We start from the raw sequence: 26,313 nt of genomic DNA, 5'->3' as shown, positions 1-26,313 counted from the left end.
TTATGGTGGTAGAACCTTAAACGGACCTCGGTCCGGATCCCCACCGCCTTGTTTCGCACCTCTGGGAGTACCCATGTCTGTCCGTATCCTCGCGCTCGTCGGCAGCCTCCGCGCCGGTTCGACCAACCGCCAGCTCGCCGAGGCCGCCGTCAAGGTCGCTCCCGAGGGCGCCGAGGTCGTGCTGTACGAGGGCCTTGCCGACATCCCGTTCTACAACGAGGACATCGACGTCGAGGGCAGCGTCCCGGCCGCCGCGACCGCGCTGCGCGAGGCCGCCGGCGCCTCCGACGCGTTCCTGCTCGTCTCCCCCGAGTACAACGGCACCATCCCGGCCGTCCTCAAGAACGCCATCGACTGGCTGTCCCGCCCGTACGGCGCCGGCGCCATGTCCGGCAAGCCGGTCGCCGTCGTCGGCACCGCCTTCGGCCAGTTCGGCGGCGTCTGGGCGCAGGACGAGGCCCGCAAGGCCGCCGGCATCGCGGGCGGCAAGGTCCTGGAGGACGCCAAGCTCTCCGTCCCCGGCTCCCTGACCCGCTTCGCCGAGACCCACCCGTCGGACGACGCCGAGGTCGCCGCCCAGCTGACCGAGGTCGTCGCCGCCCTGCACGGCCAGGCCGTGGAGCCGGCCGCCGCCTGAGGCGCGGCGCGGTGAGGTCGCGCACACGCGGCACATCTCCGCGGAGGCCGGAGCTTCCCCAAGCCCCGGCCCACCTCACGAGGCCGGAGCTTCCCGCAAGCCCCGGCCCACCACCCCACGCGGCCGAAGCTGTCGCCCAGCCCCGGCCCACCGTGCGGGGCCGGAGCCCGCACCCGGGTTCCGGCCCCGCACGTGTTTTTTCGCGCGCCCCCGCTCAGTCCAGCTCCGCCAGCCTCGGTGCCGCGCGGCCCACGAACTCCTCGATCCAGCGCGCCGGGTCGCCCACCGTCGGCCCCAGGATCACCGTGTCGATGCCGAGCTTCGCGTACCCGGCGATGTCGCCGAGGAACCCGTCGAGGTCACCCTCTCCGGCCGCCCCGCCCATGTACGTGAGCGTCTTGGTGACGGTGTCGTAGTCCCGCCCCTCCGCCTCGCAGTGCCCGCGCAGCACGTCGAGCTTGTGCCGCACCTCCTGCGGGGACGAGACGATCAGGTTGCAGGCGTCGCCGTAGCGGGCGACCAGGCGCAGCGTCTTCTTCTCACCCCCGCCGCCGATCAGGATCTCGGGGTGCGGGGAGCTGACCGGCGCCGGGACGCACAGGGTCTCGGCGAGCCGGTAGTGGGCGCCCTCGAAGGGCCCGTCGTCCCGCGGGTCCCACATCTGCCGGCAGATCCGCAGCGTCTCCTCCAGCCACTCGAACCGCTCGGCGACCGCCGGGTACGGCACGCCGAGGCCCGCGTGCTCACGGTCGTACCAGGCCGCGCCGATCCCGAGCCAGGCCCGCCCGCCGGAGAGGACGTCGAGGGTGGTGGCGATCTTCGCGAGGAGCCCGGGGTGGCGGTAGGTCACGCCGGTCACCAGCGCGCCGAGCCGGACGGTGGAGGTGTGCGCGGCGAGGAAGCCGAGCGTCGTGTACGCCTCCAGCATCGGGGCCTCGGCGCCGCCGTTGAACTCCATCTGGAAGTAGTGGTCCATGACCGACAGCCGGCTCACCCCGGCCGCCTCCGCCGCGGCCCCGACGGCGGCGAGTTCGGCCCCGAGAGCGGCCGGACCCCCGGGATGGTCGAAACGATTGATGTGCACACCGACGCGCATGGTCCGTCTCCGCTCACCGGACGTTCACTGACACACACGACGCTAGAACTTCGAGCGCTCTCGAAGTCAAGACAGGCGGGGCGAGCCGGAGAGGCAACAGAAAAGGCAAGGAGGTGAAAGCTCTCCTTGCCACTCTCAACTTATAGCGCAAGGGGGGCCTTGCGGCAAGGCCCCCTCCGTCCCGCACAATCACCGACCTGACCAGTTTCACCAGCGTTTTTTGGGGGGCGTAGACATGCGTGTGCTGTTGATGTCGTTCGGGTCACGAGGAGACGTGGAGCCGATGGCCGCGCTCGCCGCGAGCCTGCGGACGCGCGGCGCGGAGGTCCGGGTGTGTGTTCCGCCGGACGAGGAGTTCGCGCGGCTCCTGGAGGCCGTCGGCGCGGAGGTCGTGCCGTTCGGGATGTCGGTGCGGGCACTGGTGTCGGGCCCGAAGCCCGTGGACCCGTTCCAGACGGCGAAGGCGCTCGTCGCCGAGCACTTCGAGACGGTCGGCGCGGCGGCCGAGGGCTGCGACGTGGTGCTGGCGAGTGGGCTGCTGCCCGCCGGGATCCGCTCGGTGGCCGAGCTGCGGGGCATCCCGTACGTGTTCGCGCTGTTCCAGCCGACGTCGATCCCCTCCCCCGACTATCCGCCGCTGCCCCGGCCGGGCAAGCCGTTCCCGCCGGACGAGAAGGACAACATGGTCCTGTGGGGCCTGGACGGCGAGAAGGTGAACGCCCTGTACGGCGAGGCGCTGAACACCCACCGCGCGGCACGCGGCCTGCCGCCGGTGGACAGCGTCCGCGACCACGTCTTCACCGACCGACCCTGGCTCGCGGCCGACACGACGCTCGCGCCGACGGACCGGCAGGTCGTGCACACCGGCGCGTGGATCCTGCCCGACACCCGCCCGCTGGCGGCCGACCTGGAGGCGTTCCTGGCGGCCGGGGAGCCGCCGGTGTACGTCGGCTTCGGCAGCATGGCGCTGCGGGGCGCCTCCGCCGAGGTCGCGCAGGCGGCCGTCGCGGCGGTGCGGGCACAGGGGCGCCGGGTGCTGCTGGCGCGCGGCTGGGCCGAGCTGATGCCGGTCGACGACCTCGCCGACTGCCACACCGTCGGCGAGGTCAACCACCAGGCCCTGTTCCGCCGGGTCGCCGCCGTCGTCCACCACGGAGGCGCCGGTACGACCACGACGGCCGCGCTCGCCGGGGCACCGCAGGTCGTCGTCCCGCAGATCGTGGACCAGCCCTACTGGGCGTCGCGGGTCGCGGACCTCGGCATCGGGGCGGCGCACGACGGGCCGGTGCCGACCTTCGAGTCCCTGACGGCGGCACTGGAGACGGCGCTGGCGCCGGAAACGGCCGTGCGGGCGAAGGCGGTCGCCGCGCAGGTGCGCGCGGATGGCGCGGACGTGGCCGCGAAACTTCTCATCGAACAGGCGGGCTGAGCCTCGGAACGTACGGAGACTGTGATGAACCCCCTCACCACCAGCGCCTTCGACCTGCCGGAGCGGCTGGCCGCGAAGGCCGACCCGGCGTTGATCGCCGAGGACGAGCGGCACTTCGCGGCCGTCGCGGAGAACCTGCGGACGTCGATCGCGGAGACGTCGCGGCTGCTGAACGCCGAGCTGAAGGCGCCCGGCGGGAGCGGGCAGGCGGCGATGGACCGCGACATCGAGGTGCACCGGCTCGGCGGCCGGCTGCGCACCCTGCGCCGGTTCGGCCTCGATCTGTGCCTGGGGCGGATGGTGACGGCGGAGGGGATCGTGTACGTCGGACGGCTCGGGCTGACCGGCGACGACGGGCAGCGGCTGCTGGTCGACTGGCGCTCCCCGGCGGCGGAGCCGTTCTTCGCGGCGACCCACGCGAACCCGATGGGCCTGCTCTCCCGGCGCCGCTACCGCTGGCACGGCGGGCGGGTCGGCGACTACTGGGACGAGGTGTTCACGGCCGACGGCCTGGAGCGCGGCGTCGCCCTCGACGACCAGTCGGCGTTCGTCGCGTCGCTGGGTTCCAACCGCTCGGAGCGGATGCGGGACGTCCTCGCGACGATCCAGGCCGACCAGGACGCGATCATCCGCGCCGGTTCGCGCGGCGCGCTCGTCGTGGACGGCGGTCCCGGCACCGGCAAGACCGTCGTCGCCCTGCACCGCACCGCGCACCTCCTGTACGCCGACCCGAGGCTCGGGCACCGGCGCGGCGGGGTGCTGTTCGTCGGCCCGCACCGGCCCTACCTCGACTACGTCTCCGACGTGCTGCCGAGCCTCGGCGAGGAGGGCGTGCAGACGTGCGTCCTGCGCGACCTGGTCGCCGAGGGCGCGCGGGCGGGCGTCGAGGACGATCCGGAGGTGGCCCGCCTCAAGTCGTCCGCCGCGCTGGTGAAGGGCATCGAGAAGGCCGTCCGCTTCTACGAGGAGCCGCCCGCCGAGGGGATGACGGTCGCCGTCGACCGGTCGCTGCTGCGGCTGACGGCCGCCGACTGGGCGGAGGCGTTCGACGCCCCCGAGCCCGGCACCCCGCACAACGAGGGCCGCGACGAGGTGTGGGCGAAGCTCGTCGAGATCCTGTGGGACAAGTACGACGGCGACGTGCCGCAGCAGATGTTCGAGCGGATGCTGCGCCAGATCGAGGGGCTGACCTCGGAACTGTCGCGGGCGTGGCCGCTGATCGAGGCGGCCGACCTGGTCGGCGACCTGTGGACGGTCCCGGCGTACCTGCGGCTGGCCGCGCCCTGGCTGACGGCCGACGAGGTGCGCCGCCTCCAGCGCGCGGACGCGCACGCGTGGACGGTGTCCGACCTGCCGCTCCTGGACGCCGCCCGGCAGCGGCTGGGCGACCCGAAGGCGTCCGGGCGCAGACGGCGTCAGGAGGCGGAGGCCGCCGCCGAGCGGGAGTACCGGGCGCAGGTCACCGAGAACCTCCAGCGCAGCGACGACGACTGGGAGGGCATGCTGATGACGATGCTCTCCGGCCAGGATCTACAGAACTCCCTCGCCACCCCACAGGCGCCGGTCACCGAACCCGACCTGCTCGCCGGGCCGTTCGCGCACATCGTCGTCGACGAGGCGCAGGAACTCACCGACGCCGAATGGCAGATGCTGCTCCTGCGGTGTCCGTCACGGAGTTTCACGATCGTCGGGGACCGGGCGCAGACGCGGCGCGGGTTCACGGAGTCGTGGCAGGAGCGGCTGGAGCGGGCCGGTTTCGACCGGGTGACCATGACCTCCCTGAGCGTCAACTACCGGACGCCGCAGGAGATCATGACCGAGGCCGAGCCGGTGATCCGCGCGGCGCTGCCGGACGCGAACGTGCCGACGTCCGTGCGGAGTTCGGGTCTGCCGGTGAGGTACGGGACGGTGCGGGAGCTGGAGTCGGTGGTCGCGGCGTGGGTCGCCGAGAGCGACGAGGGGACGGCGTGTGTGATCGGGGCGCCGTCGTTCGCCGGGGACGCCCGGGTGCGGTCGCTGTCGCCGGACCTGGTGAAGGGGCTCGAGTTCGACTTCGTCGTCCTCGTGGACCCGGAGCGGTTCGGCGCCGTCGACCACTATGTGGCGATGACCCGGGCGACCCGTCAGCTGGTGGTCCTCAGCTCGTAAGTTCCGCCTTCTTCGATGCCCGCAGGCTCGTGAACGTCGTCACCGCGAGGACGAGGACGATGAAGCCGAGGGAGAAGGGGATGCTGATCTCGGGGACGTGGACGCCGGACTCGTGCAGCGCGTGCAGGAGGAGTTTGACGCCGATGAAACCGAGGATGATCGACAGGCCGTAGCTGAGGTGGACCAGCTTCTTCAGCAGGCCGCCGATGAGGAAGTACAGCTGGCGCAGGCCCATCAGCGCGAAGGCGTTGGCGGTGAACACGATGTACGGGTCGTCGGTCAGGCCGTAGATCGCGGGGATGGAGTCGAGGGCGAACAGGATGTCCGTGGAACCGATGGCGAGCATCACGACCAGCATGGGGGTCATGACCTTCTTGCCGTTCTCCTCGATCCACAGCTTGGTGCCGTGGTAGCGGTCGGCGACGCCGAAGCGCTCCTCGACCATCTTGAGCATCTTGCTCTCCTCGTACTCCTCCTCCCCGTGCCCGCCCTTGCGGGCGTCCTGCACGAGCTTCCACGCGGTCCAGATCAGGAAGGCGCCGAAGAGGTAGAAGACCCACGAGAACGCGGAGATGATCGCCGCGCCGGCCGCGATGAAGCCGGCGCGCAGGACCAGGGCGACCAGGACGCCGACCATCAGCACGCGCTGCTGGTACTGCGGGGGGACGGCGAACTTGGACATGATCAGCACGAACACGAAGAGGTTGTCGACGCTGAGGGACTTCTCGGTGATGTACCCGGCGAAGAACTCGCCGGCGGACTGGCCGCCGCCGTAGAGCCAGACGCCGATGCCGAAGACGACCGCGAGCACCACCCATACGACCGTCCAGGTGCCGGCCTCCTTCAGGGAGACCTCGTGGGGTTTGCGGCCGATGAAGAAGTCGACGGCGACCAGGACGCACAGGGCGGCCACGGTCACCAGCCAGACGGTGAGGGAGACGTTCACGGGGGGACACTCCTGGATGCCGGTGGGGCGGCTGGGGTTGTTGAGGTGGGGGGTCGGGAATTCGCCATGATTCTCGAACGGCGTGATCCTTTCTACTTCACGTACGTCAACAAAGAGTAAACGAACGGCAATGTTGCCAGGTCAGGGCGTGTCACCCGCCGTTCGGCGGACAGCTTCCGCCGGACGGCGGCCACCGGACCGGGGTCCGCTGGCCGGAACATGTCGTCAGGAGCCGCCGGTTCACCGGTCCGCCGGTTCACCGACCGAGGAGAAGCCATGACGACGACGTCCCCGCCGCCCTTCGACCCCGAGCTGTCCGCCGCGCTCGAACTGATCAAGGAGTCGATCCCGCCGAGTCTCACCATCGAGGACATCCGGGCCATCCGGCGCGGGGACGGGCCCCAGCTGATCGCCGAGACCGACGTCACCCTCGGCGGGGCGTTCTCGGTCGAGGACCGGGTGGTGCCGGGGCCCGAGGGCGCGCCGGACATCTCCCTGCTGATCTGCCGGCCCACCACGCCCGCGCCGGAGAGGCCCCGCGCGGTGATCTACCACTCCCACGGCGGCGGCATGGTCCTCGGCGACAAGCGAACCGGCATCGAGCCGGTGCTGGAGTGGGGGCGCGAGCTGGACCTCGTCGTCGTGTCCGTGGAGTACCGGCTGGCGCCGGAACACCCCCACCCGGCGCCCATCGAGGATGTCTACGCCGGTCTGGTCTGGACGGTCGACCACGCGGCCGAGCTGGACATCGACCCCGAGCGCGTCGTCATCGCCGGCGGCAGCGCGGGCGGCGGCCTCACCGCCGCGCTCGCGCTCCTCCTCCGCGACCGCAAAGGGCCCCGCCCCCTCGGCCAGCTCCTCCTGTGCCCCATGCTCGACGACCGCAACGACACGGTCTCCGCCCACCAGATGGCGGGCCTGGGAGTCTGGGACCGCACCTCGAACGACACCGGCTGGACGGCCCTCCTGGGCGACGCCCGGGGCGGCCCCGACGTCTCCCCCTACGCCGCCCCCGCCCGCGCCACCGACCTCTCCGACCTCCCCCCTGCCTTCATCGACGTCGGCTCCGCCGAGACCTTCCGCGACGAGGACGTCACCTACGCCACCCGCATCTGGCAGTCCGGCGGCACCGCCGAACTCCACGTCTGGCCCGGCGCCTTCCACGGCTTCGACGGCTTCGCCCCCCAGGCCCTCCTGTCCCAAGCCGCCCGCTCCGCCCAGGTGGGGTGGCTGCGGAGGTTGCTGGCGGAGTAGGGGGGGGACGGGGGGCACCCAGGAAGCGGCTGACGCCGGGCCCCGCCGTCGGCGGACTGGGGTCGGTCGCTGAGGCGGGGCGGCGAAGGCGGCGACCGGGGAGTAGCTGACACCGGGCACGGCCACCGGCTGGCCGGAGGGCGGTCGCCGAAGCAGGCCGGGCGGGGTCGGTTGGCGAGATGGGGCCGACAAGGGCAGCGGCCTGGGAACGGCTGACGCGCCAGACACGGCCATCGGCCGACTGAAGGACGCGCACCGGGCCGGATCGGGCAGGTCGGTTGCCCAGGCAAACCCGGCGCGGGACAGCGACCGGACAGCGACTGACACGCCAGACACGGCCATCGGCCGACTGAAGAGCGGGCGCCGGCCGGATCGGGCAGGTCGGTTGCCCAGGCAAACCCGACGCGGGGCAGCGACCGGACAGCGACTGACACGCCAGACACGGCCATCGGCCGACTGAAGAGCGGGCGCCAGCCGGATCAGGCAGGTCGGTTGCCCAGGCAAACCCGACGCGGGGCAGCGACCGGACAGCGACTGACACGCCAGACACGGCCATCGGCCGACTGAAGAGCGGGCGCCAGCCGGATCAGGCGGGTCGGTTGCCCAGGCAGACCCGACGCGGGGCAGCGACCGGACAGCAGCTGACACGCCAGACACGGCCATCGGCCGACTGAAGAGCGGTTGCCGGAGCAGGTCGGGCGAGGTCGGCCGCTGAGGCGGGCCCGGCGCAGGGTGGCGGCATGGGAGCGGCTGACGCCGGGCACGGCCGCAGGTCGACCGGAAGGCGGTCACCGATGGTGTCCCGCCGGGTGGTGTGGCGATGCGGGGTCGTCGGGCGCCGCCCGGAGTCGAAGCGGTGCCTGTCGACCCGCCCGTCCGGCCATGGCGTGGGCTGCTCACCGGCGTCGGTACGCCTACGCGATGCGCCGACGCCTCCCCAGCAGGCCGACCTGCGGAGTCGTCGGCTCTACGCCGGTACACCGTCCAACGGGACGTGACCCGGTCACCGGAGCAGGACGGGTGAGGTCGGCCGCCGAGACAGGAGCGGCGTGGGCAGCAGTCTGGGAGGGACTGGCGCCGGGCACGGCCGCCGGGCGGCTGGAGGGTGGGCGCCGGAGCAGGTCGAGCAAGGTCGGCCGCCGAGGCGGGCCCGGTGCGGTGCGGCGGCGGGGACTCGTTGCGGTGCGGGTCTCGCTGCGCGGCTTCGGGGGTGTCGGCCGCTCGTGGGTCCGTTCGTGCCGATGTGGCTCGGGTGGCTGTGCCCGCTCGGTGGATGCCATGAGTGCCGGTCGGGCTTGTGGTGGTCGCTCTGTCGTCGGTGCGTATGGGGTCTGCGGAGGTCGTCGTGCCTGAGACTCGGGCCGCCGGGCGGTCTTTCTTTCCCGGTCCGGGGCGGCACCGCGTGCTTTTGCTGGCGCGGGAGTGCGGCTCGGGGAAAGGCTTGTTCCGGGGGTTCGGGGGTGGCGCATGATGGGCTTATGAGAGAGCTGGCCGGGCGGTTGAGTGCGGTGGATCCGGATGCGGGGGCGGCGGTGGGGGTGATCGCCTATTTCGACCGGCTGGCGGAGGCTCGGGCGGGGGTGGAGGCGTTGGTGAGGGGGGCCGCTGTGCTCGCGGGGGTGCCGGTGCGGCTGGTGGACGAGGAGCAGCGGGTGCGCGTGCGGGTGGAGGCGGACGGGGTGCGGCGGGATGTGGAGGGGGAGGCGGATCCGGCGTGGCCGTGGGCTCCGTTGGCGGCGGGCGGGCCTCCGGCGTTGTGGCTGGAACGGGCGGACGGACCCGCCACCGTCGTCGACGCGGTGATTCTGGAGCGCGCCGCCGGTGTCGTACGCCGGGTACTGGACCGTACGCGTGGGCGGGCCCCCTACGACGACCCGGCACTCATCGAGACCCTTCTCGACGCGAGCGCCCCCGAGCAGGCCCGCCTGCATGCCGCCCGGCGGCTGGGGCTCGCCCCGGACGCGAGAGTCAGGGTGGCGGTACCGGCGGAGGGCCCGCCGTATCTGATCCCGGAGACCGGCGCCGGCACCGGCGGCAGTGGCGTGCCCAGGCCCGGCAAGGGCCCGGGAACCTCCGGCGGCTCCGGATCCTTCGGCAGCCCTGGAATCCTCGGCGGTTCCGGACCCTTCGACAGCCCCGGAATCCTCGACAGCCCCGGGCCCTTCGACAGCCCCGGTATCCTCGGCAGCCCCGGATCCCCCGGCAACTCCAGAACCCCCGCTAGCTCCAGAACCTCCGGCGGCCCCGGATCCTCCGGCGGCCCCGGAACCTCCAGCAACTCCAGAACCTCCGCCAGCCCCAGAGCCCTTGGCGGCTCCGGATCCCTCGGCGGCCCCGGGACACCCGGCAGCCCCAGAGCCTCCGCCAACCCCAGAACCCCCGGCAACTCCAGAAGCTCCGGCAGCCCCGGAACACCCGGCAACTCCGGGCCCTCCGGCGGCCCCAGGACCCCCGGTGCCCCCGGTGCGCCGGGACATCCGCACGCCGGCGCCCGCAGCCGCTCGGATACCGCCGCCCAGGACCACGCGAGCACGCCCACCCCCCGTACCGGTCTCGGCCCCGCCGTCCCCGTCCTCGCGCTTCCCGACTCCTGGGCGGCAGCCCGGACCGCGTTGAGGTTCACGGCGGAGGGGACCGCTCGGGATCCTGGGCCGCGGGTGGTGGGGACGGATGAGCTGGGTGGTATCGGGATGCTCGCGGAGTTGGTGTCGCCGGGCGGGGAACTGCCGGAGGATGTGCGGGCGTTGGAGCGCGCGGCGGGTGAGGCGCCGTGGATGTTGGCGACGTTGCACGCGGTCGCGCTCACGCCGAGCCTGAGGGCGGCGGCGACGGAGTTGACGGTGCATCACTCGACGATGCAGGACCGACTCGCGCACGCGGAGGGGGTGTTGGGGTGGTCGGTGAGGACCCCGCCGGGCCGGTTCAGGCTGCAACTCGCGTTGACCATGCGGAGGTTGGCGAGGAGCTGACGCCGGTTCATCCGAACGGTTGAACCAGGATTCCACCGTCCGCCGCGTGTCCCGTCCGTTCTCCCGACGCGCGGCACCGCCTCTCCCCGTCAGACTCACGTCAGTTGTGAAACGACCGTGGCGCCCGGTCCCCCTGACTCGCAGAGAGGCCCTTCAACATGCCCAGTTCCCCCACCCGACGGCGGATCCTCGCGACGGGCGCCGGCGCCGCGCTCGCGGCCGGCGTGATGAGCAGGACGGCGACGGCGGCGCCCGCCACCGAGGAGACGCGGAGCCTGGACGAGCTGTACCGGGCCGCGCTCGCGGAGGGCGGCAAGCTCGTGATCTACGCGGGCGGCGACACCCCGACCCAGCAGGACGCGACGAAGGCCGCGTTCAGGCAGGCGTTCCCGGAGATCGACCTGACGATCGTGGTGGACTACAGCAAGTACCACGACGTCCGTGTGGACAACCAGTTGACGACCGGCACGCTCGTCCCGGACGTCGTCCAGCTCCAGACGCTCCAGGACTTCACGCGCTGGAAGGCGCGGGGCCAGTTGCTGGCGTACCGCCCGGCGGGCTTCTCGAAGGTGTACGACGCGTTCAAGGACCCGCAGGGCGCGTGGACGGCGATCGGCGTGATCGCGTTCGGCTTCATGTACGGCGCGGACGCGGCCGGCCCGACCCCGCCCCGCACCCCGCTCGACCTCCTGGACCCGGCGTGGAAGGGCCGGATCGCGTCGTCGTACCCGCACGACGACGACGCCGTCCTGTACCTGTACTCCCTGTACGTCCGCAAGTACGGCTGGGACTGGGCGGCCCGCTTCGCCGCCCAGGACGTCGTCTTCGCGCGCGGCAGCAACTTCCCCGGCGACTCGGTCCGCTCCGGCGCGAAGGCGATCGGCGTCGGCGGCGCCGGCGCCCCGCTCGGCACGGGCCCGGTCCGCTGGGTGCTGCCCGACTCCGCGCCCTTCATGGCGTGGGGCCAGCGCGCCGCGATCCTGCGCCGCGCCGCCCGCCCGGCCGCCGCGAAGCTGTACCTGAACTGGTGCCTGTCGGCCGCCCGCCAGCAGTCCTCCTTCAACGGCTGGTCGGTCCGCACGGACATCACCCCGCCGACGGGCCTGCGCCCCGTGTGGACCTACCCCAACGCCCACCTCGACGGCTTCCCCGCGTTCATGGCGGACCGCGCGGAGGTCGAACGCCTCAAGCAGACGTTCGCCCTGTACTTCGGCGAGGTCCACGGCGACCCGACCCCGGGCCGGCTGGGGCTGCACCCGGGCGCCTGACGGCTTCCCACCCACCAAGTCGCCCCGCACCCCACCCCTGAGCCCCCGCACCCCCTCCCCTCACCGCCGTTCCTCACAGTCCCCCTACAGCCGGCCGCTAAAATCGGCACCCCTGTTCCAACGGATGATCGTCCAGGGGGATCCACCGTGTCCGACCCTTCTCCGGCCCGCAGATGGGCGCTGGACCACCTCGCGCACGGCGCGTTCGTGCTGGTGGTCGTCGCGGGGGTGGTGCGGGCGGCGACGCTGGGTGGCCCGCTGTGCCGGGACATCGTGGCGCTGAGCACGGTGCTCGCGCTGGTGTACGCGGGCGGGCTGGCCGGCGGCGGGCGGTGGGGGCCGGTCGCGCGCCGGGTGTGGGTGGTGGCGTTGGTCACGCTGTGGACGGCGCTCGTGCTGCGGGCCCCGGTCGCGTTGACGGACGCGTACGTGTGGGCGGCGGTGCCGCTGGCGTGCGCGGCGCTGCGGGCGCTGGACCGGCGGTGGGCCGGCGCCGCGGTGGGCGTGATCACGCTCTGTCTGGTCGGCCAACTCGTGCGCGGCAGCGGCGACTTCACCCCGGAACTGCTCGTCCCGGTGGCGGCGGTGTGGGGCACGGTCGCCCTGTACCGGGCCCAGCAGCGGGACGCGGTCCAACGGCGCCTGCTGGTCGAGGAGTTGCGCGGCACGCGGGAGGAACTGGCCCGCCAGCAGCGGGCGGCCGGGGTGCTCACGGAGCGGGCCCGCATCGCACGGGACCTGCACGACACCCTGGCCCAGGAACTCGCGGGCGGCGTCATGCTGTTGCAGGCCGCGGAACGCGACTGGGAGACGCGTCCGGACGTCGCGCGGACGCGGGTGCGGGCGGCGGCGGACGGCCTGCACGCGAACCTCGCGGAGACCCGCCGCATCATCAGCGACCTCACCCCGTCGACGGTCGCAGAGGCGGGACTCGCGGGCGCGCTGCGCCTGTTGTGCGAGCGCGCGGAGACGGAGGGCGCGGCGGCCCGCGTCCGCTTCGGCACGACGGGACCCTCGGGCCCGGCACTGGACCACGAGGCGGCCACCACCCTCTTCCGCATCGCCCAGGGCGCGCTGGCGAACATCCGGGAGCACGCCCGCGCCGTCAACGTCCACGTCACCCTCCACCAGCGCCCGGACGGTACGGAGTTGGAGATCCGGGACGACGGGCGGGGGTTCGGCTCTCTCCCCGACCGCCCCGCCCCGGCCCGGGGTTTCGGGATCCCGGCCGCGCGCGCCCGGCTGCGGGAGTGCGGGGGTGCTCTGGACGTGCGCAGCGCGCCGGGGTACGGGACCCGGGTGTGCGCGTCGGTACCGGCGGGGAAGGCCGCCGTCCGGTGAGCGCGCTGCGTCTGCTGCTCGCGGACGACCACACGGTCGTCCGCGCGGGCCTGCGGGCCCTGTTGGAGGGGGAGGCGGATCTCGTCGTGGCCGGGGAGGCGGCGAGCGGGGAGGAGGCGGTGCGGCTGGCGGCGGAGTTGCTGCCCGACGTCGTGCTGATGGACCTGCGGTTCGCGGGGGCGGCCGGGATCGACGGGGTGGAGGCGGTGCGGCGGCTGCGGGAGGCGGCCGCCGGGGTGGCCGTCGTGATGCTGACCAGCTACTCGGGGCGCGCGGACGTCGTGCGGGCGCTGGAGGCGGGGGCGCGGGGGTACGTGCTGAAGGCGGGGCCGCCCGACGAGCTGTTCCGGGCGGTGCGCGGCGCGGCGGCCGGGGCGCTGGGGCTGGCGCCGGAGCTGGTGGGCGCGCTGATGGGGCAAGCGCCGGATCCCGCACGGGAGTTGACGGAGCGTGAGGTGGGCGTCGTCCGGCTGATGGCCGAGGGGCGGGGGAACCGGGCGATCGCGCAGGCGCTGTATCTGAGCGAGGCGACGGTGAAGACGCATCTGGTGCGGATCTACCGGAAGTTGGGCGTCGACAACCGGGCCTCGGCGGTGTCGGAGGCGGTGCGGCGGGGCTTGCTCGACCTGTCGTGAGCGGCGCCCCGCCGCAGAAGTGGGTCAGACGCGGGCCTGCTCCGGTTCCGCCGCCGGGTCGCTCTTGTCCGCCTCGCCGTCCACCGGCTTGGCCGCCGGGATGACGGCCGCGATACCGGCCGAGACGAGCGCGAGGGCGCCGCCGACCAGGAGGGCCGTGCGGAAGCCGTCCTCGGAGGCGAAGGTGTGGCCGCCCATCGTCGTCGTCATCTGGGAGAGGATGACGCCGATGACGGCCGAGCCGACCGAGGTGCCGAGCGCGCGCATCAGGGTGTTGAAGCCGTTCGCGGCGGCCGTCTCGGACGCCGGGACGCTGCTCATGATGAGGGCGGGCATCGCGCCGTAGGCGAGGCCGACGCCGCTGCTGGTGATGATCGTGACGGCCATCAGGCCCGCCGCCGAGCCCATCAGGGCGAGCGAGACGCCGTACCCGGCCGCGAGGACCAGCGCGCCGCAGACCAGCGTGAACTTGGGGCCGCGCGCGTTGGTGAGCTTCCCACCGAGCGGCGAGACCAGCATCATCATGACGCCGCCGGGCGCCATCCACAGACCGGCCGCCAGCATCGACTGACCGAGGCCGTAGCCGGTCTCCTTCGGGAACTGCAGGAGCTGCGGCAGGACCAGCATGCTCGCGTACATGCCGAAGCCGATGAACACCGACGCGGCGTTGGTGAGCAGGACGCGCGGGCGGGCGGTCGTGCGCAGGTCGACCAGCGGGTCCGTCGTCCGCGTCTCCCAGAAGCCCCACGCGCCGAGCGCGACGACGGCGGCGGCGAACAGGCCGAGGACCGCGCCCGAACCCCAGCCCCAGTCACCGCCCTTGGAGACGGCGAGCAGCAGCGCGACGAGGCCGACGCCGAGGCCGACCGCGCCGGGCGCGTCGAACCGCTGCCCCTTCGCGCCGGCCGGGACGCTCGGGATCAGGAACCAGATCAGGACGGCGACGGCGGCGGCGAGCGTCGCCGAGCCCCAGAACAGGACGCGCCAGCTCGCGTACTCGGCGACCGCCGCGGCGATCGGCAGGCCGATGGCGCCGCCGATCCCCATCGACGCGCTGACCAGGGCTATCGATCCGCTCAGCTTCTCCGTGGGGACGACGTCCCGCAGCAGGGCGATGCCGAGCGGGACCATGCCCATGCCCATGCCCTGGAGGCCCCGGCCGATGATCATCGTCACGACGTCCGAGGCCAGCGCGCACACCACCGAGCCGATGACCAGCGGGACCGAGCAGGCCAGCAGCATCGGTCGTTTCCCGACCAGGTCGCCGAGCCTGCCGACGACCGGTACGCACACCGCCGAGACCAGCAGGGTGACCGTGATCACCCATGCCGCGTTCGACGCCGTCGTGTCCAGGATCTTCGGCAGCTCCGCGATCAGCGGGGTGACCAGTGTCTGCATGATCGCCGCTGTCGTGCCGGCGAAGGCGAGGGTGGCGACCACGGCGCCCGGGCGGGACGTGGGCTGGGGGGCGTCCATGGCGGACTCCGCTTTCTCTCAGGGGGGTGAACAGGGAGGGTGCAGGTGAAGGATGTGCATCGTACATGTCGTATGTATCAAGCATGTGATCCGTGGTCGCGGCTGTGCCAGGATTGATCCATGGACACGCCCAGTCACCAGGTCGAGTACGAGCAGATGCTGCTCAGCCGCCACTCGTTCATGAGCAAGCGGGGTGGGCGGCGGGCCGATGGGCTCATGGACCGCAGCGCGTACATCATGCTGAGCCGGATCCTCATGCAAGGGCCCATGTCCATCGGGGAGTTGAGCGAGGCGTTCGCGCTCGACGCGTCCACGTTGAACCGGCAGACCGCCGCCGCGACCCGTGCGGGGCTGCTGGAGCGGATCCCCGATCCCGACGGCGGGATGGCCCGCAAGTTCCGGCTCACCGAGGAGGGTTCGCGGCTGCTCGAGCAGGAGCGGGCCGGGATCGTCGAGGTGCTGGAGCGGGTGATGGGGGACTGGTCCGAGGAGGACATCGCGGCGTTCGCGGGGTATTTGCGGCGGTTCAACAATGGGATCGAGGCAATTGGGGGGAGACCGTGGCCTCGGGAGGGGTAGGGGGAGGGTGGAACTGACGCGTTGCCGGGTGCGGGTCGGGTGTGGCTGGTCGCGCAGTTCCCCGCACCCCTCGCGGACCTGCCCCCGCTCCACCGCCTGTGCGTGCGCGCCGTCGGCCTCCCGCGCCGCCGGTCCCGCTCCGGCCTGCACGAACTCACCGCCCTGACGTTCCTCGACCACGGCCTCCGTCTCGACCAGACCGCCGCCGCCCTCTTCACCCGCCCCGACACGGTCCGCTACCGCCTCGCCCGCCTCCAGCGGATCACCGGCGGCTCCCCGGGCAGCGGGGCGGGCGGCCACGCGCAGACGCCGCGCCGGTGGTGGGCGCTGACGACGTGGCTGGGCGGGGACGGGAAAACCCCGGGCGTCCGGCCGGGGGCCAGGGATACGTTGGCGCCGTGACCACGCTTCCCCTCGACACCGACCGGCTGCGGCTGCGCCTCTTCGGACCGGCGGACCTGGACGACCTGTACGCGTACCAGCGGCTGCCGGAGGTGGCGAGGTACCTCTACCGGCCGCCGCTCACCCGGGAGAGGTGCGAGGAGTCGCTGGCGCGGCGGGCGGACGGGACGGGGTGGACGCGGGACGGGGACGATCTGGTGCTCGCGGTGTGCCGGCGGGACGAGCCGGGAGTGGTCGGGGAGATCGTGCTGAAGCTGGCGAGCGCGCGGGCGGCGCAGGCCGAGATCGGGTGGGTCTTCCATCCGGCGTTCGGCGGGCGGGGGTACGCGACGGAGGCGGCGCGCGCGGCGGCCTCTCTCGCCTTCGGCGCCCTGCGCGTCCACCGTCTCTTCGCCCGCCTCGACACCCGCAACACCGGGTCGGTCCGCGTGTGCGAGCGGCTGGGCATGCGCCGCGAGGCGCACCTCGTGGAGAACGACCTCGACGGCGACGAGTGGGGCAGCGAGTACGTGTACGCGCTCCTCGCCCGGGAGTGGCCCGCGCGGGCCGTGTGATAGCTTCCCAAAGCCAGTCGAACCCGTGTGCGCAGGTGGGCGCACGGGTCAGGGAATCCGGTGCGAATCCGGAGCTGACGCGCAGCGGTGAGGGTGACGGGCGGGGCAAGGGCCTGTCGTCACATTCGCGTCGTCCGCCCGTAGGGCGGGCCGGGAGGGGTCTGGTGCGTGCAGCTGCGAGGCGGAGGAGGGAGTCGACGCGGAGCGTCGGCGACCGACGACAACGCCGCAGATGCGCGTGCCAGACCCCTCCCGGCAGACGGGAATGTGACGACAGGCCCTTAGGGCCACTGGACGGCGTTGACGCGGTCCGGGAAGGCGTTCCGGTCGGGTGATCCCGAGTCCGAAGACCTGCTGGCGGCCTGCGGCCGGGTGGACGGTCGGGGGTGGACCGTACGACCGGGCTTCGCGTACGAGCCCTCGACGCCGAAGGAAACGCTGTGCAGTTCGCACGCCCCGCTGCCCTGTTCCTCGTCTGTGCCGTCCTGCTGACCGGCTGCGCCGGCTCCGGTGACGACGCGAAGAGCGCCGCCACGGCGGTGACGCTCACCAACTGCGGGCACGAGGTCACCGTCGACGCGCCGCCGAAGCGGGCGGTCTCCCTCAACCAGGGCACGACGGAGATCATGCTCTCCCTGGGCCTCGCGGACCGCATGGCCGGCACGGCGACGTGGACCGACCCGGTCGAGGGCCCCTTGAAGGAGGAGAACGCGAAGGTCAGGCGCCTCGCGGACAACGCCCCTTCGCTGGAGACGGTCCTGGACGCCGAACCGGACTTCGTGGCCGCCTCGTTCGCCTCCACCCTCGGCAAGGGCGGCGTCGCCCCGAGGGAGCAGTTCGAGAAACTGGGCGTGCCGACCTACCTGTCCCCCTCGGACTGCGTCGGCAAGGACAACGACGGGGACGGCGACGGCGCCCGCACCCAGCCCCTCAAGCTCGACGCGGTCTACGGCGAAGTCCTGGACCTGGCACGGCTGTTCGGCGTCGAGGAGCGCGGCGAAAAACTCGTCGCGGACCTCAAGAAGCGGGTGGCGAAGGCGACTTCGGGCCTCAAGGCCGGCGACGTCGAGGTCATGTACTGGTTCGCGAACTCCCAGTCCCCCTACCTGGCGGGCTGTTGCGGCGCCCCCGGCGCCATCACCCGTGCGCTGGGCGCGAAGAACGTCTTCGACGACACCAAGGACGAATGGCCGCAGGTGGGTTGGGAGACGGTCGCCGACCGCGACCCGGACGTCCTGGTGATCGGTGACCTCACGCGCAGGCAGCAGACCGCCGAGACCGCCGCGAAGAAGATCGAGTTCCTGGAGTCGAACCCGGTCACGAGGAACATGACGGCGGTGAAGAGGAAGCGGTACGTGCTGCTGTCGGGGCAGGCCATGAACCCGACGATCCGCACGGTCGAGGGCATCGAGAAGGTCGCGGCGGCCCTGCGCGCGTACGGCCTGGCGGGATGACGCGCGGTCTGCTGTCCGGCGCGGGCGGTCTCGCCCTGCTGGCCGCCTCGGTCGCGCTGGCGATCACGATCGGCCCGGCGGACATCGCCGTCGGCGACGTGTGGGCGTCGGTCGCCTCCCATCTCGGCTGGGGGCACACGGAGTTGAGCCCGCTGCGGGACGGCATCGTGTGGAACCTGCGGCTGCCGCGCACGCTGCTGGCGGCGGTGTGCGGGGCGGGGCTCGCGATGTGCGGGGCGGTGATGCAGTCGCTGCTGCGCAACCCCCTCGCCGACCCGTTCGTCCTCGGCGTCTCCTCGGGCGCGTCGACGGGCGCGGTCGTGGTGGTCGTGCTCGGCGCGGGCGGCGGGCTGGTGTCGGTGTCGGGCGGCGCGTTCATCGGCGCGGTGCTGTCGTTCGGCCTGGTGCTGCTGCTCAGTCACACGCTGGGCGGGACGACGGACCGGGTGGTCCTCGCGGGCGTCGCGGCGATGCAGTTGTTCTCGGCGCTGACGTCGTTCGTCGTGATGACGGCGGCGGACGCGGAGACCACCAGGGGCGTCCTGTTCTGGCTGCTGGGCTCCCTGAGCGGGGCCGACTGGACGGACGTCTCCGTCGGCGCGGCCGTCCTCGCGGCGGCGCTGCTGGTGTGCGTGGGGCAGGCGCGCACGCTGGACGCGTTCGCGTTCGGCCAGGACGCGGCGGCGTCGCTGGGCGTGTCGGTGGCCCGGACCCGGCTGGTCCTGCTGTGCGCGACGGCCCTGCTGACGGCGGCCCTGGTCAGCTCGGCGGGCGCGATCGGCTTCGTCGGCCTGGTCCTGCCGCACGCGACCCGCGCGCTCACCGGCCCCGGCCACACCCGTCTGCTGCCGGCGACCGCTCTCGCGGGCGCGGTGTTCCTGGTCTGGGTCGACACCCTCGCCCGGACCGTCCTCGCCCCGCAGGAGGTCCCGGTGGGCGTGGTGACGTCGCTGATCGGGGTCCCGGCGTTCGTGGCGGTGCTGTACCGGACGAAGGGGGCGCGATGAGCGGGCTGCGCGCCGAGCGTGTGCGCCGTGCGGTGGGGGGCGCGCTCGTCCTCGACGGGGTCACCCTCACGCCGCGCCCCGGCGAGGTCACCGGCCTCCTCGGACCCAACGGGTCAGGCAAATCAACCCTGTTGCGTGTCCTCGCCGGCGTCCTCGCCCCGGACGCCGGGGTCGTCACCCTCGACGACCGGCCCCTCTCCGAGGCCGGCCGCCGCGCGGTCGCACGCCGGGTCGCCGTCGTCGAACAGCAGGCGGACACCCAGGTCGCGCTGACCATCGTGGACGTCGTCCGCCTGGGCCGCATCCCGCACCGCCGGGCGTGGACACCCGCGACGCCGGACGACGAGCAGGCCGTCCGCACGGCACTGACCCGCACCGGCCTGGCTGACAAGGCAAACCGGCCCTGGCACTCACTGTCCGGCGGCGAACGCCAACGCGTCCACATCGCACGCGCCCTCGCGCAGGCGCCCCGCGAACTCCTCCTGGACGAGCCCACCAACCACCTCGACATCCACCACCAGTTGGCCCTGATGAGCCTGGTCACGGAGCTGAAGGTGACGACGGTCGTAGCCCTGCACGACCTCAACCTCGCCGCGATGTACTGCGATCAGCTGGCGGTCCTCAAACAGGGCCGGGTCGTCGCAGCAGGCACGCCCCGCGAGGTCCTGACGGAGACGCTGGTCGCGGACGTCTACGGGGTCCGCGCGACGATCACCGAGGAAGCCCCGGACGGCCGACCACACATCCGGTTCCTGGGCCCGGTCTGAACGGGGGCCGGTCTGAACGGGGGCCGGCTTGAACGGGGGCCGATCGGGTAACACCGGTCCCAGCGGGGCCGGTTGAGCAAGGCCGGGCCGCGCGAGACCGGGCCCGGTCGCCCCCGGCATCGCGGCCCGCGCCGGGCAACACCAGCCCCAGCCGGGCCGATTGCCCGAGACCGCGCCGCGCGAGGCCGGTTGAACAAGGCCGAGCCGCCGCGCGAGACCGGTTGGGCACGCCCGAAACGCGCGGAGCCGGGAGAGCAAGACCGGGCCGCCGCGCAAGGCCAGGCCGAGGCGCCCCGGCATCGCGACCCGCGCCGGGCAACATCAGCCCCAGCCGGGCCGGTTAGCCGAAGCCGAGCCGCGTGAGACCGGCTGAACACACCCGAGCCACACGGAACCGGCAGAGCGAGGCCGGGCCCAAACTCCCCCGGCATCACGACCCACGCCCGGCAACACCAGCCCCAGCCGGGCCGGTTAGCCGAAGCCGAGCCGCGTGAGACCGGCTGAACACACCCGAGCCACACGGAACCGGCAGAGCCAGGCCGGGCCCAAACTCCCCCGGCATCACGACCCACGCCCGGCAACACCAGCCCCAGCCGGGCCGATTGACCGAAGCCGCGCCGCGCGAGGCCGGTTGAGCACGCCCGAGCCGTGCGGAGCCGGTTGACCGAGGTCGGGCCGCCGCACGAAGCCGGGCCCAGTCGCCCCCGGTGCCGTGGCCCGCGTCGGGCGGTGCGCGCCGGAGTCCGCTCCCCTTTGCCGCCGCGCGCTCTCCCGCCGCCCGCTCCGGCTGTGCTGAGGTCTCAGCACGAGGCACGAAGTACGAAGTACGCGTAGACGCAGCCGAGTTGCGGGAGTCGTCGTGGTGAGCGGTCGGATGGTGGTGCACGCCTTCGCGGGGCAGGGTGATTTCACGCTGGCGCCCCTGCTGAGGGCGTTGGACACGCAGGACGTGATGGAGGAGGCGTTGGAGGAGGTCGGCGCCGAAGGGGACGCGGTGGTCGCGGAGTTCGGGGTGGGCCCGGTCGTCTCGCAGTTGCTGAGCGGCGAGTTGAGAAGCGCGCGGGAGCTGGCGGACGGCCCGCCGGGCACCGCGCAGTACGCGCTGTTCGCGTGCTCGGTGGCCGTCCACCGGGCCCTGTGCCGCGCGGGGCTGGCGCCGGACCGGGTCGTCGGCATGAGCTTCGGCGACATCGCGGCCTGCGTCGCGGCGGGTGTCCTGGACGTCGCGGACGGCGCCCGCGTCGCCTGCCTCGTGGCCCGCGCGCTCACCGGCCACCCGGGCGGCATGCTGCTGGTGGAGGCGCCGGCGGTGGACGGCGACCCGGAGGCCGAGGCGGGCCGGCTCCTCGCGGCCCTGGCCCTGCCCGGACTGGCGCTCGCCTGCGTCAACGACGACCGCCGGATCATCCTCACCGGCCCGCCCGACACCGTCACCCTCGCCGAACAGCTCCTCCTCGGCCTGGCCCTGCCGGTCGTCCGGCTGCGCCTGCCGTTCCTGTGCCACCACCCCGAACTCGGCGCCGACGCGCGGCGGTTCGTCGAGGCGATGCGGGACGTCCGGGTGGGTGCGGCCCGGCTGCCGGTGTACTCCTCGGTGCTGGGGCGGGCGTACCGGCCGGACGACGACGTGCGGGAAGTCCTCTCGTACGGTCTGACGCGGCCCGCGCGGCTGCCGGGGGCGCTGCGGCGGGCGGTGGAGGGCGGTCCGGCGGTCGTGGTGGAGGCGGGTACGGGGAGCGCGCTGACCCGCAGCGCCGGGGAGTTGTTCGCGGGGCGGGACGTCGCGACGGTGGCGGCGCTGTCGGCGGACGGGTTCGCGGAGGTGTCCCATGGCAGGTGACGAGGTCCCCGCGGCCCTGCTGCGCGAAGCCGCCGCTCTGGGCGACGCCGCTCAACTCCTGCGCGACATCGACCGGTTGGCCGATGTCCAGGCGAGGGCCGCGGTCCGGCACCCGGCGCTCTACATGGCGCTGGTCAACCACTACGTCCTGTGCCTGAACGCCGTCGTCTCCTTCGGCACCGACGACGCCTGCCTCAAGCCGTGCCGGGAGGCCCTGGAGGGCGGCGTCGCCAAGGGCGTGTTCCTGGTGACGGAGATCGGCCGCGCGGGCAGTCACCTGGGCGCGCGCACGACCGCCGAATTCGACCCGGTGACACGGGAGTTCGTGATCGACACCCCGGACGCGGACGCCGCGAAGTTCTCCAGCGTGACGCCCGGCGGGGTGCCGACGCTGGGCGCGGTGATCGCCCGGGTGGTGGTCGGCGGGGTGACGCACGGGACGTTCGCGTTCCTCGTGGACCTGACGGACGGCGAGCGGGCCGCGCCCGGCGTGGAGATCTCGGCCCCGCTGACGGCGAGCGCGCTGCCGCTGACGTACGGCCTGATCCGGTTCCGCGACTGCCGGGTGCCGTACGGGCGTTGGCTGTCCGACGGGGCGGCGATCGACACCGACGGCCGCTTCACCGACCCGCTGGGCTCGCCCGGCGCGCGGCTGCGGCGGACCATGTCGGTCGGGCAGGCGCTGTGGGCGACGGTGCCGTCCGCGATGGCCGCCATGTCCCGGCGGGCGGCCGTCTCCGCGCTCCGGTTCGCCAAGCGCCGTCCAACGCCGTCGGGGGAGCCGCTGCTGGCCCATCTCACGCACCGGCGTGCGCTGTTGGGCGCGCTGTCGGGGGCGCACGCGCTGACGTGCGCGGCGGACGCGGCGCTCGCGGCGTGGCGGACGCGGGCGTCGGGCGAGGACGCCGGCGAGGGCGCGCTGTCGCCCTGGGTCGCCGTGGACGCCTCGCTGGCGCTGCTCAAGGCGGCGTCTACGGAGGAGGCGGCGCGGGTCGTCGAGGTGTGCCGGCGCCACTGCGGGCTGGCGGGGTTCCTCGACGTCAACCTGTTGGAGGGGTACCTGGGGGCGGCGCGGGCGTTCACCGTCGCGGGCGGCGACAACGCGCTGATCTTCCTGGACACGGGGCGCGCGACGCTCACCGGCGTGCGCGGCGAAGAGCCGGTGATCCCCAGGGAGTTGACGGACCCGGCGTGGTGGCCGAGCGTGGCCCGCGCGCACGAGCTGCGGCTCGCGGCGGACGCCTCGCCCGATCACCTGCCCCGCCTCAAAGAACTCGGCGAGGCGACGGCGGCGACCCTGCTCGCGGGCACTCTGACGGCCCACCCGCTCGCCGTCCTCTTCGGCCTCCTCCAGGCCGACCGCCTCGCCGGACGCCTCGTCGCCACCGGCACCCTCACCCCCGACGACGTACGCGCCCTCCCCGACGCCATCGACCGCCTCTGCGCCGACCTCGCTCCTCGACTGGACGCGCTCACCGCCCCCTTCGACACCGAGGGCGCCGCTCCCCCGCTCGGCGCCCCGGACTACGCGACGGCCCTGTGGAACAACTTCGCCCCGTAACGGGTCACTTGGCGAACTCGTTGGCCTGGAGTTCGCGCACCACCACGTCGCAGGGGAACTCCACCCGCAGCAGCACCTCCTTGAGGCGCCGGGTCACCTGGTCGCGGATCGTCTGGCTGGCCTCGCGCGCGGTGACGTGCAGCCGGTACCGCTGCCGTCCGACGCCACCGCGCCCGGCGTCGGCGTGCACGATCTCGGTCCGCACGTGCAGCACACCGGGCAGCGCGCCCACCAACTCCCGTACCCAGCGCAGCGATACGCGGTCGCCGTTGATGACGACGAAGTCGGAGAGCCGACCGCAGAAGAACAGGTGGCCGCTGTCGTCGACGCGGAACACGTCGCCGGTGGCGACGGTGTCGGCGGCGACGAGTCCGCGCCGGCCGGCGGCGCCGTGGCCGACGCGGCGGACCATCGCGGTGGGTGTGGTCACGAGCAGTTCGCCCTTGGCGCCCTCGCCGCGCACGGCGACCTCGACGCCGGGCAGGGGGAGGCCGACGGAGGTGAGGCGTTCGGGGGGTTCGCGGTGGGCGGCGAGGGTGGAGACACGGGGTCCCGCCTCGGTGAGACCGTAGGTGAGGTACAGCTCGCCGCCCCGGTGGCGGGCGAGGAGTTCCTTGACGTGGGTGGCTTCGAGGGCGTCGCCGCCGACGGTCAAGACCCGTAAGGAGGAGGGGAGTTCGTAGGTGTCGTCGAGGAACGAGCGGACCAGGGACGGGGAGAGGGAGGAGACGGTGACGCCGTGCCGCAGCAGGCCCTCGCGGTAGGCGGCGGGGTCGAACGGGGGTCCGCTCAGGACGAGTCTGGCGCCGGTCACGATCCCGGCGAGGGCCTGGGCGACGAGCGTGAAGGAGTAGTGCATGGGGAGGTTGAGCCAGACGGTGTCGGTGCCGCGCAGCCCGATCGCCTCGGCGTGCCGGCGCGCGTTGTCGAAGAGCGCGGAGACCCGGTGCAGACAGCCGCTGGCCGTACCGGAGTTGCCGGAGGTCATGACGATGGCCTGGCCGGGTTCGTACAGGCGCGGGTGGCCGGTGGCGATGCGGCGGACGACGAAGCCGGGGGCGGTGGTGGCGAGCGCGGCGGCGCCGAGGGCGTCGGCGACGATGCGGCGGCGGTGTTCGGGGCAGACGCGGGGCAGCAGGACGGGGACGAGGCCCGCGTAGTGGGCGGCGAGGAAGGCGGTGAGCTGGGTGTGGGCGTCGGTGACGGCGATGAGGACCGGGCTGCCGGGGGTGAGGCCGGCGGCCGCGAACGCCTCCCGCACGTCCGCGAGTCCGAGCCGGCGCACCGGCTGCCCGGTGTCGGTGTCGACGCGGGTGGAGAGGTAGTCGGCCACCTGTTCCTCGGGCGGCGTGAGGATGCTCAACGTCAACTGCCTTTCGTGGTCGGCTTGATGAGCAGCAGCAGTCGTACGTACGCGCGGGACGCGTCCGGCGGGATCGGCCGGACGGGAGAAAGGGGGTCGCCGGCTCGGGCAAGAGAAAAGGCAGACAGCCGAAGCGGTGCGCACCCACGGTCACCAGGCGTCACCGGATGGTGACCTCTCCCAGTCAAACCACCTGATCGCCGCCTGTAAAGGACGCGTGGTCGGCATTGCGGCGCGCGCCGACGGGCGGGTGTCCGTCCCGTGCGTCGGGCACCCCCGTGGGGTGCGCCCCCGGCTCGCGCGGGGCGGGGTGTGAGCCGTACTGCTTCGCGCGCGCCTCGCCCGGTGTCGCGGTCCTGTGCGAGAACGTCAGGAGCGGCGCCGGGCGGATCACCGGATCCTGTCCCCTCCTCGGCCGGTACGGACCCGTGCGGCGCCGCCCCTCGACTCCCGTTCCCGAAGGGCCTCGTGATGAACGCATCGGTCGGCGTCGTCGGCGCCGGTTCCTATCTGCCGCGGCGCCGCCGCACCAACGACGAGGTCGCGCCGGCGGCCGGGGTGTCCGCGGAGTGGATAGCGGCCAGGACGGGGGTGCTGGCCCGGCACGCGGCGGCGCCCGACGAGGCCGCGTCGGACCTGGGCGCGGCGGCCCTCAAGTCGGCGCTCGCGGCGGCCCACTTGGAGGTGGAACAGCTCGGTCTGATCGTCGCGGCGACCTCCACGCCGGACGAGCTGGGCCCGGCGACGGCGTGCCGGGTGCAGGCGCTGGTGGGGGCGCGGCACGCGGTGGCGCTGGACGTGACGGCGGCCTGCTCGGGCTGGCTGTTCGGGGCGCGGGTGGCCCGCGACTGGCTGGCCGGCGACCCCTCGGCCCGCTATGCGGCGGTGGTCGGCGTGGAGACGTACTCGAAGTTCGTGGATCCCGCCGACCGCGCGACCGCGTCCCTGTTCGGCGACGGCGCGGCGGCCACCCTCCTCGGTCCGGTCGCCGACGGCTTCGGGTTCGGCCCGTTCACGCTCGGTTCGGACGGCCGGTACGCGGACCACGCGATGATCGCGGCGGGCGGCAGCCGGCTCCCCGTGAACGCCGACGGCCAGCGGATCACCATGAACGGCAAGGCGGTTCGGGACTTCATCCTGGACGTCTTCCCCCGCATGCTGGCCCACGCCCTGTGCCAGGGCCGGGTCACCCTCGCCGACGTCGCGCTGGTCGTCACCCACCAGCCGAACCCGGTGCTGCTCCAACAGGCGGCGCGACAGATGGGGGTGACGGACCGTCAGCTCATCGTGGTCGGTGACGAGGTGGGCAACATCGGCGCGGCGAACATCCCCTACGCGCTGGCGAAGGCGGCGTCCGAGGGGCGGCTGCGCCACGGGGACCTCGTCGTGATCATCGCGTTCGGCGGCGGGGTCACCTGGGGGACGACGCTGCTGCGCTGGACCGGCGCCCCCGCGATCCGTGTCGCACCGGCCGCCGGCCACCTCCAACTGCGCTGACTTTGCAAACCCTTGACGCCCGCCGCCGCTCTGGCCACACTCCCGGGAAAGCGCTTTCCACCCGCACCTCTCCGACCCCACAGGAGAACC

At 73.4% G+C, this 26,313-nt stretch carries 21 protein-coding genes, 1 pseudogene and 1 riboswitch; of the genes and pseudogenes, 18 read left to right on the top strand and 4 right to left on the bottom strand.

Going from position 1 to position 26,313, the window contains the following annotated elements; translation table 11 throughout:
* Nucleotides 1-73 precede the first annotated feature (73 nt).
* Nucleotides 74-637: an NAD(P)H-dependent oxidoreductase gene (locus IAG44_RS35970; protein ID WP_187751252.1), complete on the top strand. Its 564-nt coding sequence runs from the start codon at nt 74-76 to the stop codon at nt 635-637.
* Between the two features lie 214 nt (nt 638-851).
* Here IAG44_RS35970 and IAG44_RS35965 read toward each other — a convergent pair whose 3' ends face one another.
* Nucleotides 852-1,733 (bottom strand): LLM class F420-dependent oxidoreductase, encoded by an 882-nt coding sequence (locus IAG44_RS35965; protein WP_187751251.1) that lies wholly within the window; start codon nt 1,731-1,733, stop codon nt 852-854.
* Between the two features lie 235 nt (nt 1,734-1,968).
* Here IAG44_RS35965 and IAG44_RS35960 point away from each other — a divergent pair, with 235 nt between their 5' ends.
* Both IAG44_RS35960 and helR read left to right on the top strand, forming a co-directional pair.
* Nucleotides 1,969-3,162 (top strand): glycosyltransferase, encoded by a 1,194-nt coding sequence (locus tag IAG44_RS35960; protein ID WP_187751250.1) that lies wholly within the window; start codon nt 1,969-1,971, stop codon nt 3,160-3,162.
* A 24-nt stretch (nt 3,163-3,186) separates the two neighbouring features.
* Complete coding sequence (gene helR, locus IAG44_RS35955) at nt 3,187-5,310, top strand: RNA polymerase recycling motor ATPase HelR (RefSeq protein WP_187751249.1); 2,124 nt, start codon at nt 3,187-3,189, stop codon at nt 5,308-5,310.
* On the opposite strand, the gene IAG44_RS35950 is transcribed toward helR, so the two are convergent.
* Nucleotides 5,300-6,256: a TerC/Alx family metal homeostasis membrane protein gene (locus IAG44_RS35950; protein ID WP_187751248.1), complete on the bottom strand. Its 957-nt coding sequence runs from the start codon at nt 6,254-6,256 to the stop codon at nt 5,300-5,302. The two genes, helR and IAG44_RS35950, sit on opposite strands and share 11 nt — an antisense overlap.
* A 276-nt stretch (nt 6,257-6,532) precedes the next feature.
* Here IAG44_RS35950 and IAG44_RS35945 point away from each other — a divergent pair, with 276 nt between their 5' ends.
* The 6 genes and pseudogenes from IAG44_RS35945 to IAG44_RS35925 all read left to right on the top strand — a co-directional run bounded on the left by IAG44_RS35945 (nt 6,533) and on the right by IAG44_RS35925 (nt 13,723).
* On the top strand, nt 6,533-7,510 hold the full coding sequence (locus IAG44_RS35945) for an alpha/beta hydrolase (RefSeq protein ID WP_187751247.1): 978 nt from the start codon (nt 6,533-6,535) through the stop codon (nt 7,508-7,510).
* Nucleotides 7,511-8,988: 1,478 nt separating this feature from the next.
* A pseudogene (locus IAG44_RS43875) lies at nt 8,989-9,576 on the top strand (PucR family transcriptional regulator); the annotation flags it as partial.
* A 624-nt stretch (nt 9,577-10,200) separates the two neighbouring features.
* A complete protein-coding gene (locus tag IAG44_RS43870) occupies nt 10,201-10,479 on the top strand; it encodes a helix-turn-helix domain-containing protein (protein WP_425508543.1) in 279 nt (92 codons plus the stop codon).
* A gap of 158 nt (nt 10,480-10,637) precedes the next feature.
* Nucleotides 10,638-11,747 (top strand): ABC transporter substrate-binding protein, encoded by a 1,110-nt coding sequence (locus IAG44_RS35935; protein ID WP_187751245.1) that lies wholly within the window; start codon nt 10,638-10,640, stop codon nt 11,745-11,747.
* A gap of 147 nt (nt 11,748-11,894) precedes the next feature.
* Entirely contained in the window at nt 11,895-13,088 is a 1,194-nt protein-coding gene (locus IAG44_RS35930) for a sensor histidine kinase (protein ID WP_187751244.1), read from the top strand.
* Nucleotides 13,085-13,723 carry a response regulator gene (locus IAG44_RS35925; RefSeq protein ID WP_187751243.1) on the top strand — a complete coding sequence of 213 codons (639 nt, stop codon included), beginning with the start codon at nt 13,085-13,087 and terminating at the stop codon, nt 13,721-13,723. The genes IAG44_RS35930 and IAG44_RS35925 overlap by 4 nt, the downstream gene beginning before the upstream one ends.
* A 24-nt stretch (nt 13,724-13,747) precedes the next feature.
* Here the strand turns inward: IAG44_RS35925 and IAG44_RS35920 are convergent, their stop codons facing one another.
* The gene (locus IAG44_RS35920) at nt 13,748-15,199 is read right to left on the bottom strand and encodes an MFS transporter (RefSeq protein ID WP_187751242.1); all 1,452 of its coding nucleotides are present in this window, start codon (nt 15,197-15,199) and stop codon (nt 13,748-13,750) included.
* A gap of 120 nt (nt 15,200-15,319) precedes the next feature.
* On the opposite strand from IAG44_RS35920, the gene IAG44_RS35915 reads away from it, so the two are divergent.
* From IAG44_RS35915 to IAG44_RS35880, 8 genes are all read left to right on the top strand, one after another.
* Entirely contained in the window at nt 15,320-15,778 is a 459-nt protein-coding gene (locus IAG44_RS35915; RefSeq protein WP_187751241.1) for a MarR family winged helix-turn-helix transcriptional regulator, read from the top strand.
* Between the two features lie 21 nt (nt 15,779-15,799).
* Complete coding sequence (locus tag IAG44_RS35910; protein WP_187751240.1) at nt 15,800-16,180, top strand: helix-turn-helix domain-containing protein; 381 nt, start codon at nt 15,800-15,802, stop codon at nt 16,178-16,180.
* Nucleotides 16,177-16,734, top strand: a complete 558-nt coding sequence (locus IAG44_RS35905; protein ID WP_187751239.1) for a GNAT family N-acetyltransferase — start codon at nt 16,177-16,179, stop codon at nt 16,732-16,734. The genes IAG44_RS35910 and IAG44_RS35905 overlap by 4 nt, the downstream gene beginning before the upstream one ends.
* A gap of 10 nt (nt 16,735-16,744) precedes the next feature.
* Nucleotides 16,745-16,869, top strand: a riboswitch (cobalamin riboswitch).
* Between the two features lie 305 nt (nt 16,870-17,174).
* On the top strand, nt 17,175-18,188 hold the full coding sequence (locus tag IAG44_RS35900) for an ABC transporter substrate-binding protein (RefSeq protein ID WP_187751238.1): 1,014 nt from the start codon (nt 17,175-17,177) through the stop codon (nt 18,186-18,188).
* The gene (locus IAG44_RS35895; RefSeq protein ID WP_187751237.1) at nt 18,185-19,195 is read left to right on the top strand and encodes a FecCD family ABC transporter permease; all 1,011 of its coding nucleotides are present in this window, start codon (nt 18,185-18,187) and stop codon (nt 19,193-19,195) included. The genes IAG44_RS35900 and IAG44_RS35895 overlap by 4 nt, the downstream gene beginning before the upstream one ends.
* Nucleotides 19,192-19,962, top strand: coding sequence for an ABC transporter ATP-binding protein (locus IAG44_RS35890; RefSeq protein ID WP_187751236.1), 771 nt, complete (start codon nt 19,192-19,194; stop codon nt 19,960-19,962). The genes IAG44_RS35895 and IAG44_RS35890 overlap by 4 nt, the downstream gene beginning before the upstream one ends.
* A gap of 862 nt (nt 19,963-20,824) precedes the next feature.
* Nucleotides 20,825-21,802 (top strand): ACP S-malonyltransferase, encoded by a 978-nt coding sequence (locus IAG44_RS35885; protein ID WP_246562283.1) that lies wholly within the window; start codon nt 20,825-20,827, stop codon nt 21,800-21,802.
* Nucleotides 21,792-23,363 carry an acyl-CoA dehydrogenase family protein gene (locus IAG44_RS35880; RefSeq protein ID WP_187751235.1) on the top strand — a complete coding sequence of 524 codons (1,572 nt, stop codon included), beginning with the start codon at nt 21,792-21,794 and terminating at the stop codon, nt 23,361-23,363. Before IAG44_RS35885 ends, IAG44_RS35880 begins: the two co-directional genes overlap by 11 nt.
* A gap of 4 nt (nt 23,364-23,367) precedes the next feature.
* Here the strand turns inward: IAG44_RS35880 and IAG44_RS35875 are convergent, their stop codons facing one another.
* Entirely contained in the window at nt 23,368-24,732 is a 1,365-nt protein-coding gene (locus IAG44_RS35875) for a class I adenylate-forming enzyme family protein (protein ID WP_187751234.1), read from the bottom strand.
* 465 nt (nt 24,733-25,197) lie between these two features.
* Between IAG44_RS35875 and IAG44_RS35870 the strand changes: the two genes are divergently transcribed.
* Entirely contained in the window at nt 25,198-26,223 is a 1,026-nt protein-coding gene (locus tag IAG44_RS35870; protein WP_187751233.1) for a 3-oxoacyl-ACP synthase III family protein, read from the top strand.
* The last annotated feature ends 90 nt before the right edge of the window (nt 26,224-26,313 follow it).

This window comes from Streptomyces roseirectus, assembly GCF_014489635.1.
Classification (GTDB): domain Bacteria; phylum Actinomycetota; class Actinomycetes; order Streptomycetales; family Streptomycetaceae; genus Streptomyces; species Streptomyces roseirectus.
The sequence above is the reverse complement of the archived record's forward strand: the minus strand, read 5'-3'. Positions and strand labels throughout refer to the sequence as shown.

Excerpts from the sequence above, each read along its gene's own strand:
- IAG44_RS35970 (WP_187751252.1), top strand. The coding sequence starts at position 74 with ATGTCTGTCCGTATCCTCGCGCTCGTCGGCAGCCTCCGCGCCGGTTCG.
- IAG44_RS35965 (WP_187751251.1), bottom strand. The coding sequence starts at position 1,733 with ATGCGCGTCGGTGTGCACATCAATCGTTTCGACCATCCCGGGGGTCCG.
- IAG44_RS35960 (WP_187751250.1), top strand. The coding sequence starts at position 1,969 with ATGCGTGTGCTGTTGATGTCGTTCGGGTCACGAGGAGACGTGGAGCCG.
- helR (WP_187751249.1), top strand. The coding sequence starts at position 3,187 with ATGAACCCCCTCACCACCAGCGCCTTCGACCTGCCGGAGCGGCTGGCC.
- IAG44_RS35945 (WP_187751247.1), top strand. The coding sequence starts at position 6,533 with ATGACGACGACGTCCCCGCCGCCCTTCGACCCCGAGCTGTCCGCCGCG.
- IAG44_RS43870 (WP_425508543.1), top strand. The coding sequence starts at position 10,201 with ATGCTCGCGGAGTTGGTGTCGCCGGGCGGGGAACTGCCGGAGGATGTG.
- IAG44_RS35935 (WP_187751245.1), top strand. The coding sequence starts at position 10,638 with ATGCCCAGTTCCCCCACCCGACGGCGGATCCTCGCGACGGGCGCCGGC.
- IAG44_RS35920 (WP_187751242.1), bottom strand. The coding sequence starts at position 15,199 with ATGGACGCCCCCCAGCCCACGTCCCGCCCGGGCGCCGTGGTCGCCACC.
- IAG44_RS35915 (WP_187751241.1), top strand. The coding sequence starts at position 15,320 with ATGGACACGCCCAGTCACCAGGTCGAGTACGAGCAGATGCTGCTCAGC.
- IAG44_RS35895 (WP_187751237.1), top strand. The coding sequence starts at position 18,185 with ATGACGCGCGGTCTGCTGTCCGGCGCGGGCGGTCTCGCCCTGCTGGCC.
- IAG44_RS35890 (WP_187751236.1), top strand. The coding sequence starts at position 19,192 with ATGAGCGGGCTGCGCGCCGAGCGTGTGCGCCGTGCGGTGGGGGGCGCG.
- IAG44_RS35880 (WP_187751235.1), top strand. The coding sequence starts at position 21,792 with ATGGCAGGTGACGAGGTCCCCGCGGCCCTGCTGCGCGAAGCCGCCGCT.
- IAG44_RS35870 (WP_187751233.1), top strand. The coding sequence starts at position 25,198 with ATGAACGCATCGGTCGGCGTCGTCGGCGCCGGTTCCTATCTGCCGCGG.